The following is a 17,920-nucleotide window of genomic DNA, read 5'->3' as shown; positions in this document are numbered from 1 at the left end:
GGGAGCCGCTTCCTTGCCGCGCCCTCCTCGACCATATACGATCTGTGATACGAAAGACCAGGCAACCTGGCAGGTCGGCGCGGACGAGCGAGGGAGCTCCATGGGTACCGAGGCAGAGCTGGGTCCGCTCCCGGTGCGGCCGGGCAAGATCGTCGCGGTCCACCTCGCCTTCGCCTCCCGGGCCGAGCAGCGCGGCCGGCGCCCTGAGGCGCCGTCGTACTTCCTCAAGCCCACCAGCTCGCTGGCCGTCACCGGCGGCGTCGCCGAACGCCCGGCGGGGACGGAGCTGCTCGCCTTCGAGGGCGAGGTGGCGCTGATCGTCGGCGAGACGGCGCGGAACGTGCCGGTCGAGGAGGCGTGGAGCCACGTCGCCGCGGTGACGGCGGCGAACGACCTCGGGGTGTACGACCTGCGCTGGGCCGACAAGGGTTCCAACGTGCGCTCGAAGGGGCGGGACGGCTACACGCCCCTCGGACCGTCGCTCATCGACGCCCGCGCCGTGGACCCGGCCGCGCTGCGGCTGCGCACCTGGGTCAACGGCGAGCTCGTGCAGGAGGACACCACCGGCCCGGACGCCCTGCTGTTCCCGTTCGCGCAGGTCGTGGCCGACCTCTCCCAGCACCTGACGCTCGAGCCGGGGGACGTCATCCTGACCGGGACGCCCGCGGGGTCGAGCGTGGTGGTGCCGGGTGACGTCGTCGAGGTGGAGGTCGACGCACCGACGGCGCCGGGCGCGCCCACGTCCGGCCGCCTGGTCACCACGGTGGTGCAGGGCGAGGTGCCGTTCAGCGGCGTCGGAGCCGGCCCGAAGGTCGACGACACGCAGCGCGCCGAGGCCTGGGGGAGCCGGGAGGCGGCCGGCCTCCCGGCCGAGCCGGAGCCGGAGCCCGACCCGGAGCCGGAGCCGGAGCCGGAGCCCGACCCGTTCGTGCTCACCGACGAGCTCGCCGAGAAGCTGCGCCGCGCTCCCGTCGCCGGGCTCTCGGCCCAGCTGCGCAGGCGGGGTCTCGACAACGTGGTCATCGAGGGAGTCCGGCCGCTCACCCCGGGCACCACGGTCGTGGGCCGTGCGCGGACGCTGCGCTTCCTGCCCAACCGCGAGGACCTGTTCGCCGCGCACGGCGGCGGCTACAACGCGCAGAAGCGGATGTTCGACAGCGTCGGACCGGGCGAGGTCGTCGTCATCGAGGCGCGGGGCGAGACCGGCTCGGCGACCCTCGGGGACGTGCTCGCGCTCCGCGCGCAGGTGCGCGGAGCCGCGGGCGTCGTGACCGACGGCGGCGTGCGCGACTCCGAGGCCGTGGCCGCCACCGGGCTCCCCGTCTTCTCGAAGGGACCGCACCCCGCGGTGCTCGGCCGCCGCCACGTGCCCTGGGACACCGACGTGGCCGTCGCCTGCGGCGGGGCGACGGTGCTGCCCGGCGACGTGGTCGTGGGCGACGCCGACGGCGTCGTCGTGGTGCCGCCGCACCTCGCCGAGGAGGTCGCCGACGCGACCCTCGCCCAGGAGGAGGAGGACGCGTGGGTCGCGGAGCAGGTGGCCGCCGGCCACCCGGTCCAGGGGCTGTTCCCGCCGGACGCCGGGTGGCGCGCGTGCTTCGAGGCCTGGAAGGACGCGCGGTGAGCGCCACCCCGCCCGCGGTCACCGCGTCGAGCAAGTCCCAGCTCGCCTACACCCACCTGCGCGACCGCATCGCCCGGCACGAGCTCAGCCCCGGGTACCGCCTCGTGCTGCAGAGCATCGCCGACGAGCTCGCGATGAGCGTGGTGCCGGTGCGCGAGGCGATCCGGCGGCTGGAGGCCGAGGGGCTGGTGACCTTCGAGCGCAACGTAGGCGCCCGCGTGGCCATGGTCGACGCGCACGGGTACGCCGACGCCATGCAGGCCCTCGGCGTCGTCGAGGGCGCCGCCACCGGTCTCTCCGCGCCCCGGATCTCCGCGGCGGACCTCGCCCGGGCGACCGAGGTCAACGACAGCCTGCGCTCCCTGCTGGACCACTTCGACCCGCACGCGTTCACGGCCCTCAACCGGCAGTTCCACTCCGTGCTGTTCGAGTCGTGCCCCAACCCGCTGCTGCTCGACATGGTCCACCGCGGGTGGGCCCGGCTGTCCGGGCTGCGGGACTCCACCTTCGCGTTCGTCCCGGGGCGGGCCCAGCAGTCCGTGGCCGAGCACGACCACCTCCTCGACCTGATCGCCCGCGGGGCCGACCCGCTCGAGATCGAGATCGCCGCACGCAACCACCGCTGGGCGACCATGCAGGCGTTCCTGGACGCGCGCCCCCACCCGACCCGACCCCGGGAGACACGATGACCGCACCGGCGACCCGCCACGTGCCCGCCGGCCTGCCCGACCGGATCCAGCACTACATCGGCGGCGCGTCCGTCGACTCGGCCGACGGCGCCACCTTCGACGTGCTCGACCCGGTCACCAACGAGGTCTACCTCCAGGCGGCGGCGGGCAACGCGGCCGACGTCGACCGCGCCGTCGCCGCCGCGCGCGAGGCGTTCCGGGACGGGCCCTGGCCCCGGCTGCTGCCGCGCGAGCGCTCCCGGGTGCTCCACCGGGTGGCCGACCTCGTCGAGTCCCGCGACGCCCGGCTCGCCGAGCTGGAGAGCTTCGACTCGGGCCTGCCCATCACCCAGGCGCTGGGCCAGGCCCGCCGCGCCGCCGAGAACTTCCGGTTCTTCGCCGACCTGGTCGTCGCCCAGGTGGACGACGCCTTCAAGGTGCCCGGCCGCCAGCTCAACTACGTCAACCGCAAGCCGATCGGCGTCGCCGGTCTCATCACGCCGTGGAACACGCCGTTCATGCTCGAGTCGTGGAAGCTCGCCCCGGCGCTCGCGACCGGCAACACCGTGGTGCTCAAGCCCGCCGAGTTCACGCCGCTCTCGGCGTCGCTCTGGGCGGGGATCTTCGAGGAGGCGGGGCTGCCGGCGGGTGTCTTCAACCTCGTCCACGGCCTCGGCGAGGAGGCCGGGGACGCGCTGGTGCGGCACCCGGACGTGCCGCTCGTCTCGTTCACCGGTGAGAGCCGCACCGGGCAGGCCATCTTCGCCAACGCCGCACCTCACCTCAAGGGCCTGTCGATGGAGCTGGGCGGCAAGTCCCCGGCGATCGTGTTCGCGGACGCCGACCTGGGCGCCGCCGTCGACGCGACGATCTTCGGCGTCTTCTCCCTCAACGGCGAACGCTGCACCGCCGGGTCGCGGATCCTCGTCGAGCGGGGGATCTACGACGAGTTCGTCGAGCGGTACGCCGCCCAGGCGGCGCGCGTCGTCGTCGGCGACCCGCAGGACCCGCGGACCGAGGTGGGTGCGCTGGTGCATCCGGAGCACTACGCCAAGGTCATGTCGTACATCGAGCTCGGCAGGAGCGAGGGCCGGCTCGTCGCGGGCGGCGGGCGCCCGGCCGGCCTCGACTCGGGCAACTACGTGGCACCCACGGTCTTCGCGGACGTGCCGCCGTCGGCCCGGATCTTCCAGGAGGAGATCTTCGGGCCGGTCGTGGCGATCACCCCGTTCGACACGGAGGAGGAGGCGCTCGCCCTGGCCAACGGCGTGAAGTACGGGCTCGCCGCCTACGTGTGGACCAGCGACCTGCGGCGCGCGCACACGTTCGCGCAGGCCGTCGAGGCGGGCATGGTCTGGCTCAACTCGAACAACGTGCGCGACCTGCGCACGCCCTTCGGCGGCGTCAAGGCGTCCGGGCTCGGCCATGAGGGCGGCTACCGCTCCATCGACTTCTACACCGACCAGCAGGCCGTGCACATCACCCTCGGCGAGGCGCACAACCCGACCTTCGGCAAGGCAGAGGAGCCCCGATGAGCGCGACCGACCGCATCCCCACGCCGGCGTCGCCGCCGCCGGACATCCTGCGGTGCGCGTCCATGGAGCTCGTCGTCACGGACCTTGCCGCCTCCCGCGCCTTCTACGTCGACGTGCTGGGTCTCGTGGTCACCGAGGAGGACGCGGACACGGTGTACCTGCGCAGCCTCGAGGAGTTCATCCACCACAACCTGGTGCTGCGCCGCGGCCCGGTCGCGGCCGTCGCAGCCTTCTCCTACCGGGTGCGCAGCCCGAAGGAGCTCGACCGGGCCGTCGCGTTCTACTCCGAGCTGGGCTGCCGGGTGGAACGCCGTGCGGACGGCTTCACCCGGGGTGTGGGCGACTCGGTGCGGGTGACCGACCCGCTGGGCTTCCCCTACGAGTTCTTCTACGACGTGCAGCACGTCGAGCGGCTCGCGTGGCGGTACGACCTGCACACGCCCGGCGCGCTGGTGCGCCTCGACCACTTCAACCAGGTGACCCCGGACGTGCCGCGCGCCGTCCGGTTCATGGAGGACCTGGGGTTCCGCGTCACCGAGGACATCCAGGACGCCGAGGGCACCACCTACGCGGCATGGATGCGGCGCAAGCCGACCGTGCACGACACCGCGATGACCGGCGGCGACGGCCCCCGCATGCACCACGTCGCGTTCGCCACGCACGAGAAGCACAACATCATCGCCATCTGCGACAAGCTCGGTGCGCTGCGCCTGTCGGACCGCATCGAGCGGGGCCCCGGCCGGCACGGCGTCTCCAACGCCTTCTACCTGTACCTGCGCGACCCCGACGGCCACCGCGTGGAGATCTACACGCAGGACTACTACACGGGCGACCCCGACAACCCCGTGGTGACCTGGGACGTGCACGACAACCAGCGTCGCGACTGGTGGGGCAACCCCGTGGTGCCGTCCTGGTACACGGAGGCGTCCCCCGTGCTGGACCTGGACGGGAACCCCCAGCCGGTCGTCGCCCGCACGGACACCTCCGAGCTGGAGGTCACGATCGGCGCGGACGGGTTCTCCTACACCCGCCCGGAGGAGGACGCCGGCGCGCTGCCGTCGTGGAAGCAGGGCGAGTACAAGCTGGGGAACCAGCTGTGACGGGGGAGCGCACGCTCGACGACGCCACGATCACCGCGATCGCCGACGAGCTCGCGCTCGCGGAGGCGGAACGCACCACCGTGCCGCTCCTGACCGGACGGTACCCGGGCATGACCGTCGACGACGCGTACGCCGTGCAGAACAGGTGGCGCCGTCGCGGCATCGAGGCCGGGCGCCGTCCGGTGGGGCGCAAGATCGGTCTGACGTCGCGGGCCATGCAGGACGCCACCGGCATCACTGAGCCCGACTACGGCGCGATCTTCGCCGACATGGTGCTCGAGAACGGGTCGGTCATCGAGCACGGGCGGTTCTCGAACGTGCGCATCGAGGTGGAGCTGGCGTTCGTGCTGCGCGACGGGCTCTCCGGCCCGGACGCGACGGTGTTCGACGTGCTGCGCGCGACCGAGTACGTGGTGCCCGCCCTCGAGATCCTGACCTCGCGCATCGAGATGCCGGGGCGCACCATCGTCGACACGATCAGCGACAACGCGGCGATGGGCGGCATGGTCTACGGCGGCAACCCCGTGCAGGTCGGGGAGACCGACCTGCGGTGGGTCTCCGCGCTGCTCTACCGCAACGAGACCATCGAGGAGTCGGGCGTCGCCGCCGCCGTGCTCAACCACCCGGCGAACGGCGTGGCGTGGCTCGCCAACAAGCTCGCCCAGCACGGAGACGCCCTGCGGCCGGGCGAGATCGTCCTGGCGGGCTCCTTCACCCGGCCGGTATGGGTGGACCGGGGCGACACCGTGCTCGCCGACTACCGAGAGCTGGGGACCGTGTCGTGCCGATTCGTCTGAACCTCCCGCCCACGTTCTCCGAGCGCCTCGCCGAGGCCGACCGGCCCCAGATCGGCCTGTGGGTGTGCTCCGGCAGCCCGCTGGTGGCCGAGATCTGCGCGGGCGCAGGCCTGGACTGGCTGCTCGTCGACGGCGAGCACTCGCCCGTCGGCCTGGAGACCATGACGGCGCTCCTGCAGGCGGTGGCGCCCTACCCCGTCACGCCGGTGGTCCGGATGCCGTCCGACGACGCCGTCCGGCTCAAGCAGGTGCTCGACCTCGGCGCCCAGAACGTGCTGGTGCCCATGGTCGAGACCGTGGAGCAGGCGCGCGCCGTCGTGCGGGCCGTGCGCTACCCGCCGCGCGGCGTGCGCGGCGTGGGCAGCGCCCTCGGCCGCAGCGCACGGTGGAACCGGGTCGAGGGCTACCTGGACGACGCCGACCGGCACGTGTCCCTGTTCGTCCAGGTGGAGTCGGTGACGGGCGTGGAGAACGCCGGCGCGATCGCGGCGGTCGACGGGGTGGACGGGGTGTTCGTGGGCCCGTCCGACCTGGCCGCCTCCCTCGGGCGGCTGGGGCAGCAGACGCACCCCGAGGTCGTCGCTGCCGTGCGCGCCACGTTCGAGGCGGTGCGTGCCGCAGGCAAGCCCGCCGGGGTCAACGCGTTCGATCCCTCCGTGGCGCGGGCGTACCTCGAAGCGGGCGCGGCTTTCGTGCTCGTGGGCGCCGACGTCGCCCTGCTGGCGCGGGGGACAGAGGCTCTGGCGGAGCGGTTCATCGGTTGATCCGAGTTTCCGTGCGTGCCCGGTTATCCATTTGTGGCCCTTTTTAGTGCGGCGCAAGCGGACGGGAAATCGGGCGAAACAGAGCGATCCGCCGCCACCACGTGACGGCCTCAGCGCGCGAGTGCGCAGGTCAGGCGCCTCTCACCGCGGCTCCGTAGACGCCTATGCCTCCCGCAAACTTCACCCGGACTCGCCGACGGCGCCGTCACCACCCCTGCCGTGACGGCTCCGGACAGCGCCAGCACGCCGACAACAGCCAGAGCAGTAGCCCGAAAGAATTCGTGCCCGAGGCGGCGCGGACCGCCGGGACCACGTTCCTCACCAACGGGACCAACCAGAGCGCCTACGGCGGCACGCCCGCGATGTTCCACGGTGCTCCCACCCCGGCGAACGTCCCGGCGCTCGGCCTGCTGACCCACGCCTCGGGCGGGTGCGGCGGCGCGCTCGGGACGGCGGCGCACCAGAACTTCGCCGGCTCGTGCGACGTGGGCCTGCTGACCGTGACGTTCTCGCGGCCCGTCACCGACATGGTGCTCGACATCAGCGGCCTCGGCGGCTACGCGACGGCGCAGTACGAGCAGGCCCCCAACTTCTACGCGCGCGGCTCGTTCAACAGCACGATCTGGTCGATCGTCGGCGGTGGCGTGACGTTCGCGAACCCGACGGCGGGCCGCACCAACCTGGCTGTCAGCCCCACCACGATGCAGGTCACCAACCGGAACACGAGCCCTTTCTGCAACACGCAGAACAAGTCGAACGACGGCACGCCGTCCGAGTCGCCCGACACCGACTTCGCCGGCTGCGGCTCCGTCATCCTGTCGGGCACCACCACTGCCGTGACGTTCCGGATCCAGTCGCTGGTGTCGCCCTTCAGCCTGTACCCGACGGCCACGCACGGCACGGGCTCCGCGCTGTTCCAGAACAACGGCACGGTGAATGCCGACGGCATCAACGGCGCGAACGTGACCTACAGCGAGCCGATCCTGCTGCCGAGCCGCACGGCCACCCTGGTCAACGCGGACCTGCAGCGCATCTCCTTCCGGCTGCCGTCGCTCGGCGTGCTCGGCGACCGCGTGTGGCAGGACGTCGACGGTGACGGGCTGCAGGACGCGGGCGAGCCGGGCGTCGCGGGGGTCGTCGTCACGCTCACCGACGCGGACGGCAACCCCGTGCTCGGGGCGACGGGCCAGCCGATCACCACGACCACCACGGCGACGGGTGCCTACACCTTCACCGGCCTGCCGTTCGGTACCTATCGGGTGCGGTTCAGCGGGCTGCCGGCGGGCTTCTCGTTCGTGGCCCCGGACGCGGGCGACGACGCCCTCGACTCGGACGCCGACCCGGCGACGGGCCTGACGCCGGCGACGACGCTCACCAGCGCCGCACCGCAGAACCTCACGCTCGACGCGGGGATCGCGCAGCTCGGGTCGATCGGCGACCGTGTCTGGCGTGACGACGACGGCGACGGCGTCCAGGACGCGGGCGAGCCCGGCCTCGGCGGGGCGACCGTGGTGCTCTACGACGACGCCGGCGCGGAGGTCGCCCGGACGACGACGGCCGCCGACGGGACCTACCTGTTCGCGAACCTGCCGTTGGGGAGCTACTCGGTCGAGTTCACCGGGCTGCCCGCCGGCACGGTCCTCTCCCCGCAGGACGCGGGCGCGGACGACGCCCTCGACTCCGATGCGGATCCCGCCACCGGCCGGACCGCGACGGTGACGCTGACGCCGGCCGCCCGGGACGTGCGCTCGGTCGACGCCGGGGTGGTCCCTCTGGGCGGGATCGGCGACACGGTGTGGAGCGACGTGGACCGCGACGGCCTCCAGGGTGCGGGCGAGCCCGGCGTCGCCGGGGTCACCGTGGTCCTGTACGACGCGGCGGGCGCCGAGGTGGCACGCACCACCACGGACGCGGACGGCGCGTACTGGTTCGGCGACCTGCCGCTGGGGAGCTACACGGTCGAGTTCACCGACCTGCCGACCGCGTCCACGCTCACCGCTCAGGACGCCGGGGACGACGCGCTGGACTCGGACGCCGACCCGGCGACGGGCCGGACGGGTCCCGTCGTGCTCACCGGTGACGCGCCCGTGGTCCTCACGGTCGACGCGGGCATCCTGCCGCCCCTCGGTTCGATCGGCGACACGGTGTGGAGCGACGTGGACCGCGACGGCGTCCAGGACGACGGCGAGCCCGGGGTGCCCGGGGTCACGGTGATCCTCTACGACGCGGCCGGCGCGGAGGTGGCCCGCACGACGACGGACGCGGACGGCGCCTACGTCGTCGCCGGCCTCCCCATGGGCGACTACTCGGTGGAGTTCACCGGCCTCCCCACGGGGACCACGCTGTCTCCGCTGGACGCGGGCGGGGACGACAGCCTCGACTCCGACGCGGACCCGGCCACCGGCCGGACCGGCACCGTGACGCTCACGCCCGGTGCGCCGGACGTCGTCACGGTCGACGCCGGCCTGCTCCCGCCGCTGGGATCGGTCGGTGACCGGGTCTGGCGCGACGCCGACGCGGACGGCGTCCAGGACGCGGGCGAGCCGGGCGTGTCCGGGGTCACCGTGGTCCTGTACGACGCGGCGGGCGCGGAGGTCGCGCGCACGACGACGGACGCGGACGGCGCCTACCGGTTCGCCGGCCTGCCCATGGGCGACTACTCGGTGGAGTTCACGGGCCTGCCGGACGGGCTCGTCCTGACCGGCCAGGACCTCGGCGGCGACGACGCCCTCGACTCCGACGCCGACCCGGCCACCGGTCGTACCGGCACGGTCACGCTGACCCCGGAGGCGCCGGACGTCGTCACGGTCGACGCGGGCCTGGCCCCGCTCGGATCGATCGGCGACCTGGTCTGGCGGGACCTCGACGGTGACGGCCTGCAGGACGACGGCGAGCCGGGTCTGGCCGGGGTCACCGTGGTGCTCTACGACGCGGCGGGCGCCGAGGTGGCCCGGACGATGACGGACGCGGACGGCGCCTACCTGTTCGCGGACCTGCCGGTCGGCGGCTACGTGGTCGAGTTCACCGCCCTGGCGCCCAACCAGCGGCTCACGGTCGCGGACGCCGGTGACGACGCCCTCGACTCGGACGCCGACCCCGCGACCGGCCGGACCGGCACGGTCTCCGTCGTCGACGGCGCGCTCGACGTGCGCACGGCCGACGCGGGCGTGGTGCAGCTCGGCTCGATCGGCGACACCGTGTGGCTCGACGAGGACCGGGACGGGCTGCAGGACGCGGGTGAGCCCGGTGTCCCGGCCGTGACCGTGGTGCTGCGTGACGCCACGGGCGCCGAGGTCGCCCGGACCACCACCGACGAGAACGGCGACTACCTCTTCGAGGGGCTGCCGCTCGGCGACTACACGGTCCTCTTCGCGGACCTCCCGACGGCCGCGACCCTGACCACCACGGGCGCGGGGACCGACCCGGCGCTCGACTCGGACGCGGACCCGGTCACCGGAAGCACCGGGACGGTCAGCCTGACGAACGAGGCCCCCGACCGCACGGACGTCGACGCGGGCGTCCTCCCGCCGCTGGGCTCCATCGGCGACACGGTCTGGAGCGACCTGGACGCGGACGGCCTCCAGGACGCTGGTGAGCCGGGCCTGGCCGGGGTCACCGTGGTCCTGTACGACGCCGACGGCGTGGAGGTGGGCCGCACGACCACCGCGGCGGACGGCACCTACCTGTTCGAGAACCTGCCCATGGGCGACTACACGGTCGCCGTCGAGGGGCTCGGCACCGACCAGGTCCTCTCGCCGCAGGACGCGGGCGACGACGAGCTCGACTCGGACGCCGACCCGGCCACGGGACGGACTGGAACTATCACGCTGGTCGCCGGCGCGCGGGACGTGCGCACGGTGGACGTGGGCGTGGTGCAGCTCGGTTCGGTCGGGGACACCGTGTGGCGCGACCTGGACGACGACGGCGTGCAGGACGACGGCGAGGCCGGCGTGGCCGGGGTGACCGTGGTGCTGAACGATGCCACGGGCGCCGAGGTGGCTCGGACCACCACGGCGGCGGACGGTACCTACCTCTTCGACGGGCTGCCGCTCGGCGACTACACGGTGACGTTCCTCGCGCCGGACGGCTTCGGCCTGTCGCCGCAGGACGCGGGGGCCGACGACGCGCTCGACTCCGACGCGGACCCGCTCACGGGCACGACCGGCGTCGTCACGCTGACCGTCGATGCCCCGCACACGCGCGACGTGATACCGGGCTGGTGCGGCTCGGGTCGATCGGTGACCGGGTGTGGGACGACGTCGACGGCGACGGGGTGCAGGACGACGGCGAGCCGGGGCTGGCCGGGGTCACCGTGGTGCTCTTCGACGCCGCGGGCGCCGAGGTGGCGCGAACGACGACCGGCCCGGACGGCGCGTACCTGTTCGCCGAGCGGCCGCTAGGGGACTACACAGTCGGGTTCGGGGGCCTCCCGGCCGGCACGGGGCTCTCGCCGGCGAACGCCGGCGGGGACGACCTGCTGGACTCGGACGCCGACCCCGCCACGGGGATCACGGCCACGATCTCGCTCACCAACGATGCGCCCGACCGGACGGACGTCGACGCGGGCGTGCAGGTGCTCGGCTCGGTCGGCGACCGGGTCTGGCGTGACCTGGACGACGACGGCGTGCAGGACGACGGCGAGCCCGGCGTGGCTGGGGTGGTCGTGGTGCTCCGGGGCCCGGACGGGACCGAGCTCGCGCGGACAACCACAGCCGCGGACGGTTCGTACCTGTTCGACGACCTGGTGCTCGGGGAGTACGTCGTCGGCTTCGAGGTGCCCGACGGGCTGGGACTGTCCCCGCAGGACGCGGGCGATGATGCCCTCGACTCGGACGCCGACCCGCTCACGGGCCGGACGGCGCCGGTGACTCTGACGCGGGAAGTTCCGGACCTGGTCACGGTGGACGCGGGCCTGGTGCAGCTCGGGTCGATCGGTGACCGGGTGTGGAACGACCTGGACGGCGACGGCGTGCAGGACGACGGCGAGCCGGGCCTCCCTGGCGTCACGGTGGTGCTGTACGGGGCCGACGGCCTCGAGGTCTCCCGGACCACCACCGGGGACGACGGTTCCTACCTGTTCGCGGGCCTGCCCATGGGCGACTACACGGTCGGGCTCGAGGGCCTCCCCGCCGACACGACGCTCTCGCCCGTGTCGCAGGGCGCCGACCCGGCGCTCGACTCCGACGTCGACCCGGCGACCGGCCGGACCGCCGCGATCACCCTGACGAACGATGCGCCGGACCGGACCGATCTCGACGCGGGCGTCCAGCCCACGGGCTCGATCGGCGACACCGTCTGGCGCGACCTGGACGGCGACGGGGTCCAGGACGAGGGCGAGCCGGGCGTTGCCGACGTGACGGTGATCCTGTTCGACGCCACGGGCGCCGAGGTGGCTCGCACGACCACGGCTGCGGATGGCACCTACCTGTTCGCCGGCCTCGTCCTGGCCGACTACACGGTGGCGTTCACGGCGCCGGAGGGCCTCGGCCTGTCGCCGCAGGACACGGGGGCCGACGACGCGCTGGACTCGGACGCCGACCCGCTGACGGGCGCCACCGGCGTGGTCTCCCTGACCGTCGACGTGCCCGACCGCACGGACGTGGACGCGGGGCTGGTCCAGCTCGGGTCCATCGGTGACGTGGTCTGGGACGACGTCGACGGTGACGGCGTGCAGGACGACGGCGAGCCGGGGATGCCGGGCGTGACCGTGGTGCTGTACGGCGCCGACGGCGTCGAGGTCGCCCGCACCATCACGGCGGCCGACGGCACCTACCTGTTCGCGGACCTGCCGATGGGCGACTACGCGGTCGGCTTCGAGGGCCTTCCGGCGGACACCGCGTTCTCGCCCGCGAACAGCGGCGGCGACGATGCGCTCGACTCGGACGCCGCCCGGCCACGGGCCGCACGGCGACGGTCTCCCTCACCAACGAGGTCCCGGACCGGACGGACGTGGACGCCGGCCTCCAGCGGACCGGCTCGCTCGGCGACACGGTCTGGCGTGACCTGGACGACGACGGCGTGCAGGACGACGGCGAGCCCGGCCTGGCCGACGTGGCCGTGGTCCTGTACGACGCGGCACGCGCCGAGGTAGCCCGCACGACGACGGCCGCGGACGGCTCGTACCTGTTCGACGACCTGGTCCTGGGCGATTACGTCGTCGGCGTCGAGGCGCCCGCCGGGCTCGGCCTCTCGCCCCAGGACACGGGCGACGACGCGCTCGACTCGGACGCCGACCCGCTCACGGGCCGCACGGACGCGGTCACCCTCACCCGCGACGTCCCCGACCTGCTCACGGTGGACGCGGGCCTGGTCCAGCTCGGCTCGATCGGTGACCGCGTGTGGAACGACCTGGACGGCGAAGGCGTGCAGGACGACGGCGAGCCCGGCCTGGCCGGGGTCACCGTGGTGCTGTACGACGCGGCAGGTGTCGAGGTGGCTCGGACGACGACGACCGCGGACGGTACGTACCTGTTCGACGGCCTGGTGCTCGCCGGCTACACGGTCGGGTTCGAGGGGCTGGCCCCCGAGCTCGCCTGGACGGCGCCCGACGTCGGCGACGACGCGCTCGACTCCGACGCGGACCCGGCCACGGGCCGCACGGCGACCATCACCCTCACGACCGACGCCCCGGACCGGGCCGACATCGACGCGGGCGTGGTCCAGCTCGGCTCGATCGGCGACCGGGTGTGGGACGACGTCGACGGTGACGGCGTGCAGGACGACGGCGAGCCCGGGATCCCCGGGGTGACCGTGGTGCTGTACGGGCCCGACGGTGTCGAGGTGGCGCGGACCACCACGGCGGCCGACGGTTCCTACCTGTTCGCGGGTCTACCGATGGGCGAGTACACGGTCGGGTTCGAGGGCCTTCCGGCGGACACGGCGTTCTCGCCCGCGAACAGCGGCGGCGACGATGCGCTCGACTCGGACGCCGACCCGGCCACAGGCCGGACGGCCGCGATCGCGCTCACCAACGAGACGCCGGACCGGACGGACGTGGACACCGGTCTGCAGCGGACGGGGTCGCTGGGCGACGTCGTCTGGCGTGACGTGGATGACGACGGGATCCAGGACGAGGGCGAGACCGGCATCAGCGGGGTCACGGTGGTCCTGCGGAGCCCTGACGGGAGCGAGCTCGCCCGGACCACGACGGCCGCGGACGGCTCGTACCTGTTCGACGACCTGGTGCTCGGCGAGTACGTCGTCGGCTTCGAGGCGCCCGCCGGGCTGGGCTTCTCCCCGCAGGACGTGGGCGACGACGCGCTCGACTCCGACGCCGATCCGCTCACGGGCCGCGCGGACGTGGTGATCCTCACCCGCGACGTCCCGGACCTGCTGACCGTGGACGCGGGCCTGGTGGAGCTCGGCTCGATCGGTGACCGGATCTGGGACGACGCCGACGGTGACGGCGTCCAGGACGACGGCGAGCCTGGGATCCCGGGCGTGACGGTGGTCCTTTACGACGCGGCGGGCGCCGAGGTGGCGCGGACCACGACGGCGGACGACGGGTCCTACCTGTTCGCGAGCCTGCCCATGGGCGACTACACCGTGGGCCTGGAGGGCCTGCCCGCCGACACGGCGTTCTCGCCGGTCGCGCAGGGCGCCGACCCGGCGCTCGACTCCGACGTCGACCCGGCCACCGGCCGCACCGGCACGGTCACGCTGACCAACGAGACCCCGGACCGCACGGACGTCGACGCGGGACTCTTCCCGGTGGGCTCCCTCGGCGACAGGGTCTGGCGCGACCTGGACGACGACGGCGTCCAGGACGACGGCGAGCCCGGCCTCGCCGGGGTGACGGTGGTGCTGCTCGACGCGGCGGGCGCGGAGGTCGACCGCACGACGACAGCCGTCGACGGCTCGTACGTCTTCGCCGCGCTGCCGCTCGGCGACTACACGGTGTCGTTCACGGCGCCCGAGGGCTTCGGCCTCTCGCCCCAGGACGAGGGCGCCGACGACGCGCTCGACTCCGACGCCGACCCCGCCTCCGGGACGACCGGGACGGTGAGTCTCACGCGTGAGGAGCCCCACCGCACGGACGTCGACGCGGGCGTGGTCCAGCTCGGGTCGATCGGCGATGTGGTGTGGGACGACGTGGACGGTGACGGCGTGCAGGACGCGGGCGAGCCGGGCCTTCCGGGCGTGACCGTGGTCCTCTACGACGCCGCCGGCGTCGAGGTCGCCCGCACCACGACGGCGGACGACGGCTCCTACGCCTTCACCGGCCTGCCGATGGGCGACTACACGGTCGGGTTCGAGGGCCTTCCTGCGGACACGGCGTTCTCGCCGTCGGGCCAGGGCGGCGACCCGGTGCTCGACTCGGACGCCGACCCGGCCACGGGCCGTACCGGGACGATCTCTCTGACGAACGACGCGCCCGTCCGGACGGACGTGGATGCGGGCGTTCAGGCGCTCGGGTCGATCGGTGACCGCGTGTGGCGCGACCTCGACGGCGACGGGATCCAGGACGACGGCGAGCCGGGCGTCGCCGGGGTCACCGTGGTCCTGTACGACGCCTCGGGCGCCGAGGTGGCGCGCACCACGGCGGCGGCGGACGGCACGTTCCTGTTCGACGACCTGGTGCTGGCCGCCTACTCCGTCCGGTTCGAGGGGCTGCCCGAGGGCACGGCGTTCACGCGGGCGGCTCAGGGCGGCGATCCGGCGCTCGACTCCGACCCCGACCCGGCCACGCGGGCCACGGGCACCGTCACGCTGACCCGCGAGACGCCCGACCGCACCGACGTGGACGCGGGGCTGGTCCAGCTCGGGTCGATCGGTGACCGGGTGTGGAGCGACCTGGACGGCGACGGGGTGCAGGACGAGGGCGAGCCGGGGATCCCGGGCACGACCGTGGTGCTGTACGGAGCCGACGGCGCCGAGGTGGCGCGGACCGCGACGGCGGACGACGGGTCCTACTTGTTCGCGAGCCTGCCGATGGGCGACTACACCGTCGGGCTCGAGGGTCTGCCGGGCGACACCGCGTTCTCCCCGGCCGCGCAGGGCGCCGACCCGGCGCTCGACTCCGACGTCGACCCGGCGACGGGCCGCACAGCCACGGTCTCGCTGACCAACGAGACCTCGGACCGCACGGACGTGGACGCCGGCCTCCAGCCCACGGGCTCGATCGGCGACAGGGTCTGGCGCGACCTGGACGACGACGGCGTGCAGGGCGACGGGGAGCCTGGCGTCGCCGGGATCACCGTGGTGCTCTTCGACGCCGGCGGCGCGGAGGTCGCCCGCACCACCACGGCCGACGACGGCACCTACGCCTTCGACGACCTCGTGCTCGGCGAGTACACAGTCGGGTTCGAGGGCCTTCCTGCGGGCATGGCGTTCTCGCCGTCGGGCCAGGGTGGCGACCCGGTGCTCGACTCGGACGCGGACCCGGCCACGGGCCGCACCGGAGCCGTGACCCTGACGAACGAGGTCCCGGTCCGGACGGACGTGGACGCGGGCGTGGTCCAGCTCGGGTCCATCGGTGACCGGGTGTGGGACGACGTCGACGGTGACGGCGTGCAGGACGACGGCGAGGCCGGGATCCCCGGCGTGACCGTGGTGCTGTACGACGCGTCAGGCGCCGAGGTCGCCCGCACCACCACGGCCGAGGACGGCACGTTCGCGTTCGCGGGCCTGCCGATGGGCGAGTACACGGTGGGGTTCGAGGGCCTTCCTGCGGACACGGCGTTCTCGCCGTCGGGCCAGGGCGGCGACCCGGTGCTCGACTCGGACGCGGACCCGGCGACGGGCCGTACGGGGACGATCTCTCTGACGAACGACGCCCCTGACCGGACGGACGTGGACGCGGGACTGCAGCGGACCGGTGCGCTCGGCGACACGGCGTGGCGCGACCTGGACGACGACGGGGTGCAGGACGAGGGCGAGCCCGGCCTGGCCGGGGTCACGGTGATCCTGTATGACGCGGCGGGAGCGGAGCTCGCGCGGACGACGACCGACGACACCGGGGCGTACCTGTTCGACGACCTGGTCCTCGGCGAGTACGTCGTGGGCTTCGTGGCGCCGGGCGGGCTGGGCTTCGCCCCGCCGGACGTGGGCGACGACGCGGCCGACTCGGACGCCGACCCGGCCACGGGCCGGACGGCATCGGTCACCCTGACCCGGGAGGTCCCGGACCTGCTGACGCTCGACGCGGGTCTGGTCCAGCTCGGCTCCATCGGCGACCGGGTGTGGAACGACCTCGACGGTGACGGCGTGCAGGACGACGGCGAGGCCGGGGTCCCCGGCATCACGGTGGTCCTGTACGACGCCGCGGGCGCCGAGGTGGCTCGGACGACGACCGCCGAGGGCGGCTCGTACCTGTTCGCGGGCCTGTCGATGGGCGCCTACTCCGTCGGGTTCGAGGGCCTTCCGGAGGGGAGCGTGCTCTCGCCATCAGGTCAGGGCGGCGACCCGGCGCTCGACTCGGACGCCGACCCGGCCACCGGCCGCACCAGCGCGATCGTGCTGACCAACGAGGCACCGGACGGCACGGGCGCCGACGCGGGGCTGGTCCCGCTCGGCTCGATCGGCGACCGTCTGTGGGACGACGCCGACGGTGACGGCCTGCAGGACGACGGCGAGCCCGGCCTGGCCGGGGTGACCGTGGTGCTCTACGACGCGACGGGCGCCGAGGTGGCCCGCACGAGGACCGGGGTGGACGGCTCGTACCTGTTCACCGGTCTGCTGCTGGGCGACTACACCGTCGCCTTCTCCGGCCTGCCGCTGTGGACGGCGTTCTCACCGCCGGTTGCGCCGGGTGGTGACCCGGCGCTCGACTCCGACGTCGACCCGCGGACCGGTTCTACGGAGGTCACCCTCACCGAGGGGGCACCGGACCGGACCGACGTCGACGCGGGCGTCCAGCCCGTGGGGGCGATCGGCGACACGGTGTGGCTCGACGGCGACGGCGACGGCGTGCAGGACGCAGGGGAGCCCGGAGTGCCGGGAGTCGTGGTGGTCCTCTACGACGAGAGCGGCGCGGAGGTCGCCCGCACCACGACCGGCGCGGACGGCACCTACCGCTTCGAGGACGTGCCGCTGGGTGCGTACACGGTCGGGTTCACCGGCCTGCCCGCGGGTGCTCGGTTCACGGCACCCGGCGCGGGCAGCGACACCGGGGCCGACTCCGACGTCGACCCGGCCACCGGGCGGACCGCTCCCGTGGTGCTGACCCGGGACGACCCCGAGCACCTCGACGTCGACGCGGGCGTGGCCCGGCCGGTGGCGAGCCCGCCCTCCCGGCCGGACGCCGCCCCGGCGCCCCGCAGGCCGGCCACGGCGCTGCCGGTGACGGGTGCCGAGGTCGGAGCGACGATCGGCGCGGTGGCCCTGCTGGTGCTTGGAGGGTCGGCGCTCCTGGTCGTGAGGAGGCGTGGACAGGGCGGATGAGCAGGCCTGCCTCACGTGCCGGGGCTCGAACCCGGCACGTGAGGCAGGAT

Annotated in this window: 8 protein-coding genes and 1 pseudogene; all 9 read left to right on the top strand. The window is 73.9% G+C overall.

What is annotated here, in order from left to right; all coding sequences use genetic code 11:
• The first annotated feature begins 100 nt into the window (after positions 1–100).
• The 9 genes and pseudogenes from AC060K_RS07775 to AC060K_RS07735 all read left to right on the top strand — a co-directional run bounded on the left by AC060K_RS07775 (position 101) and on the right by AC060K_RS07735 (position 17,870).
• The gene (locus tag AC060K_RS07775) at positions 101–1,624 is read left to right on the top strand and encodes a fumarylacetoacetate hydrolase family protein (protein ID WP_483764856.1); all 1,524 of its coding nucleotides are present in this window, start codon (positions 101–103) and stop codon (positions 1,622–1,624) included.
• A complete protein-coding gene (locus AC060K_RS07770) occupies positions 1,621–2,313 on the top strand; it encodes a GntR family transcriptional regulator (RefSeq protein ID WP_483764855.1) in 693 nt (230 codons plus the stop codon). The genes AC060K_RS07775 and AC060K_RS07770 overlap by 4 nt, the downstream gene beginning before the upstream one ends.
• Complete coding sequence (gene hpaE, locus AC060K_RS07765) at positions 2,310–3,827, top strand: 5-carboxymethyl-2-hydroxymuconate semialdehyde dehydrogenase (RefSeq protein ID WP_483764854.1); 1,518 nt, start codon at positions 2,310–2,312, stop codon at positions 3,825–3,827. The genes AC060K_RS07770 and hpaE overlap by 4 nt, the downstream gene beginning before the upstream one ends.
• Positions 3,824–4,927 (top strand): 3,4-dihydroxyphenylacetate 2,3-dioxygenase, encoded by a 1,104-nt coding sequence (gene hpaD / locus AC060K_RS07760; RefSeq protein WP_483764853.1) that lies wholly within the window; start codon positions 3,824–3,826, stop codon positions 4,925–4,927. The genes hpaE and hpaD overlap by 4 nt, the downstream gene beginning before the upstream one ends.
• Positions 4,924–5,724 (top strand): 2-oxo-hept-4-ene-1,7-dioate hydratase, encoded by an 801-nt coding sequence (gene hpaH / locus AC060K_RS07755; protein WP_483764852.1) that lies wholly within the window; start codon positions 4,924–4,926, stop codon positions 5,722–5,724. The genes hpaD and hpaH overlap by 4 nt, the downstream gene beginning before the upstream one ends.
• Entirely contained in the window at positions 5,709–6,488 is a 780-nt protein-coding gene (locus AC060K_RS07750; protein ID WP_483764851.1) for an HpcH/HpaI aldolase family protein, read from the top strand. Before hpaH ends, AC060K_RS07750 begins: the two co-directional genes overlap by 16 nt.
• Positions 6,489–6,652: 164 nt before the next feature.
• Positions 6,653–10,666, top strand: a pseudogene (locus tag AC060K_RS07745) (SdrD B-like domain-containing protein); the annotation flags it as partial.
• Between the two features lie 68 nt (positions 10,667–10,734).
• A complete protein-coding gene (locus AC060K_RS07740; RefSeq protein WP_483764850.1) occupies positions 10,735–12,579 on the top strand; it encodes an SdrD B-like domain-containing protein in 1,845 nt (614 codons plus the stop codon).
• Complete coding sequence (locus tag AC060K_RS07735) at positions 12,507–17,870, top strand: SdrD B-like domain-containing protein (RefSeq protein ID WP_483764944.1); 5,364 nt, start codon at positions 12,507–12,509, stop codon at positions 17,868–17,870. The genes AC060K_RS07740 and AC060K_RS07735 overlap by 73 nt, the downstream gene beginning before the upstream one ends.
• The last annotated feature ends 50 nt before the right edge of the window (positions 17,871–17,920 follow it).

It is taken from the genome of Antribacter sp. NEAU-D49, from assembly GCF_057158775.1.
Note: the sequence above shows the minus strand (reverse complement) of the source record. Positions and strands in the feature narration are given on the sequence as shown.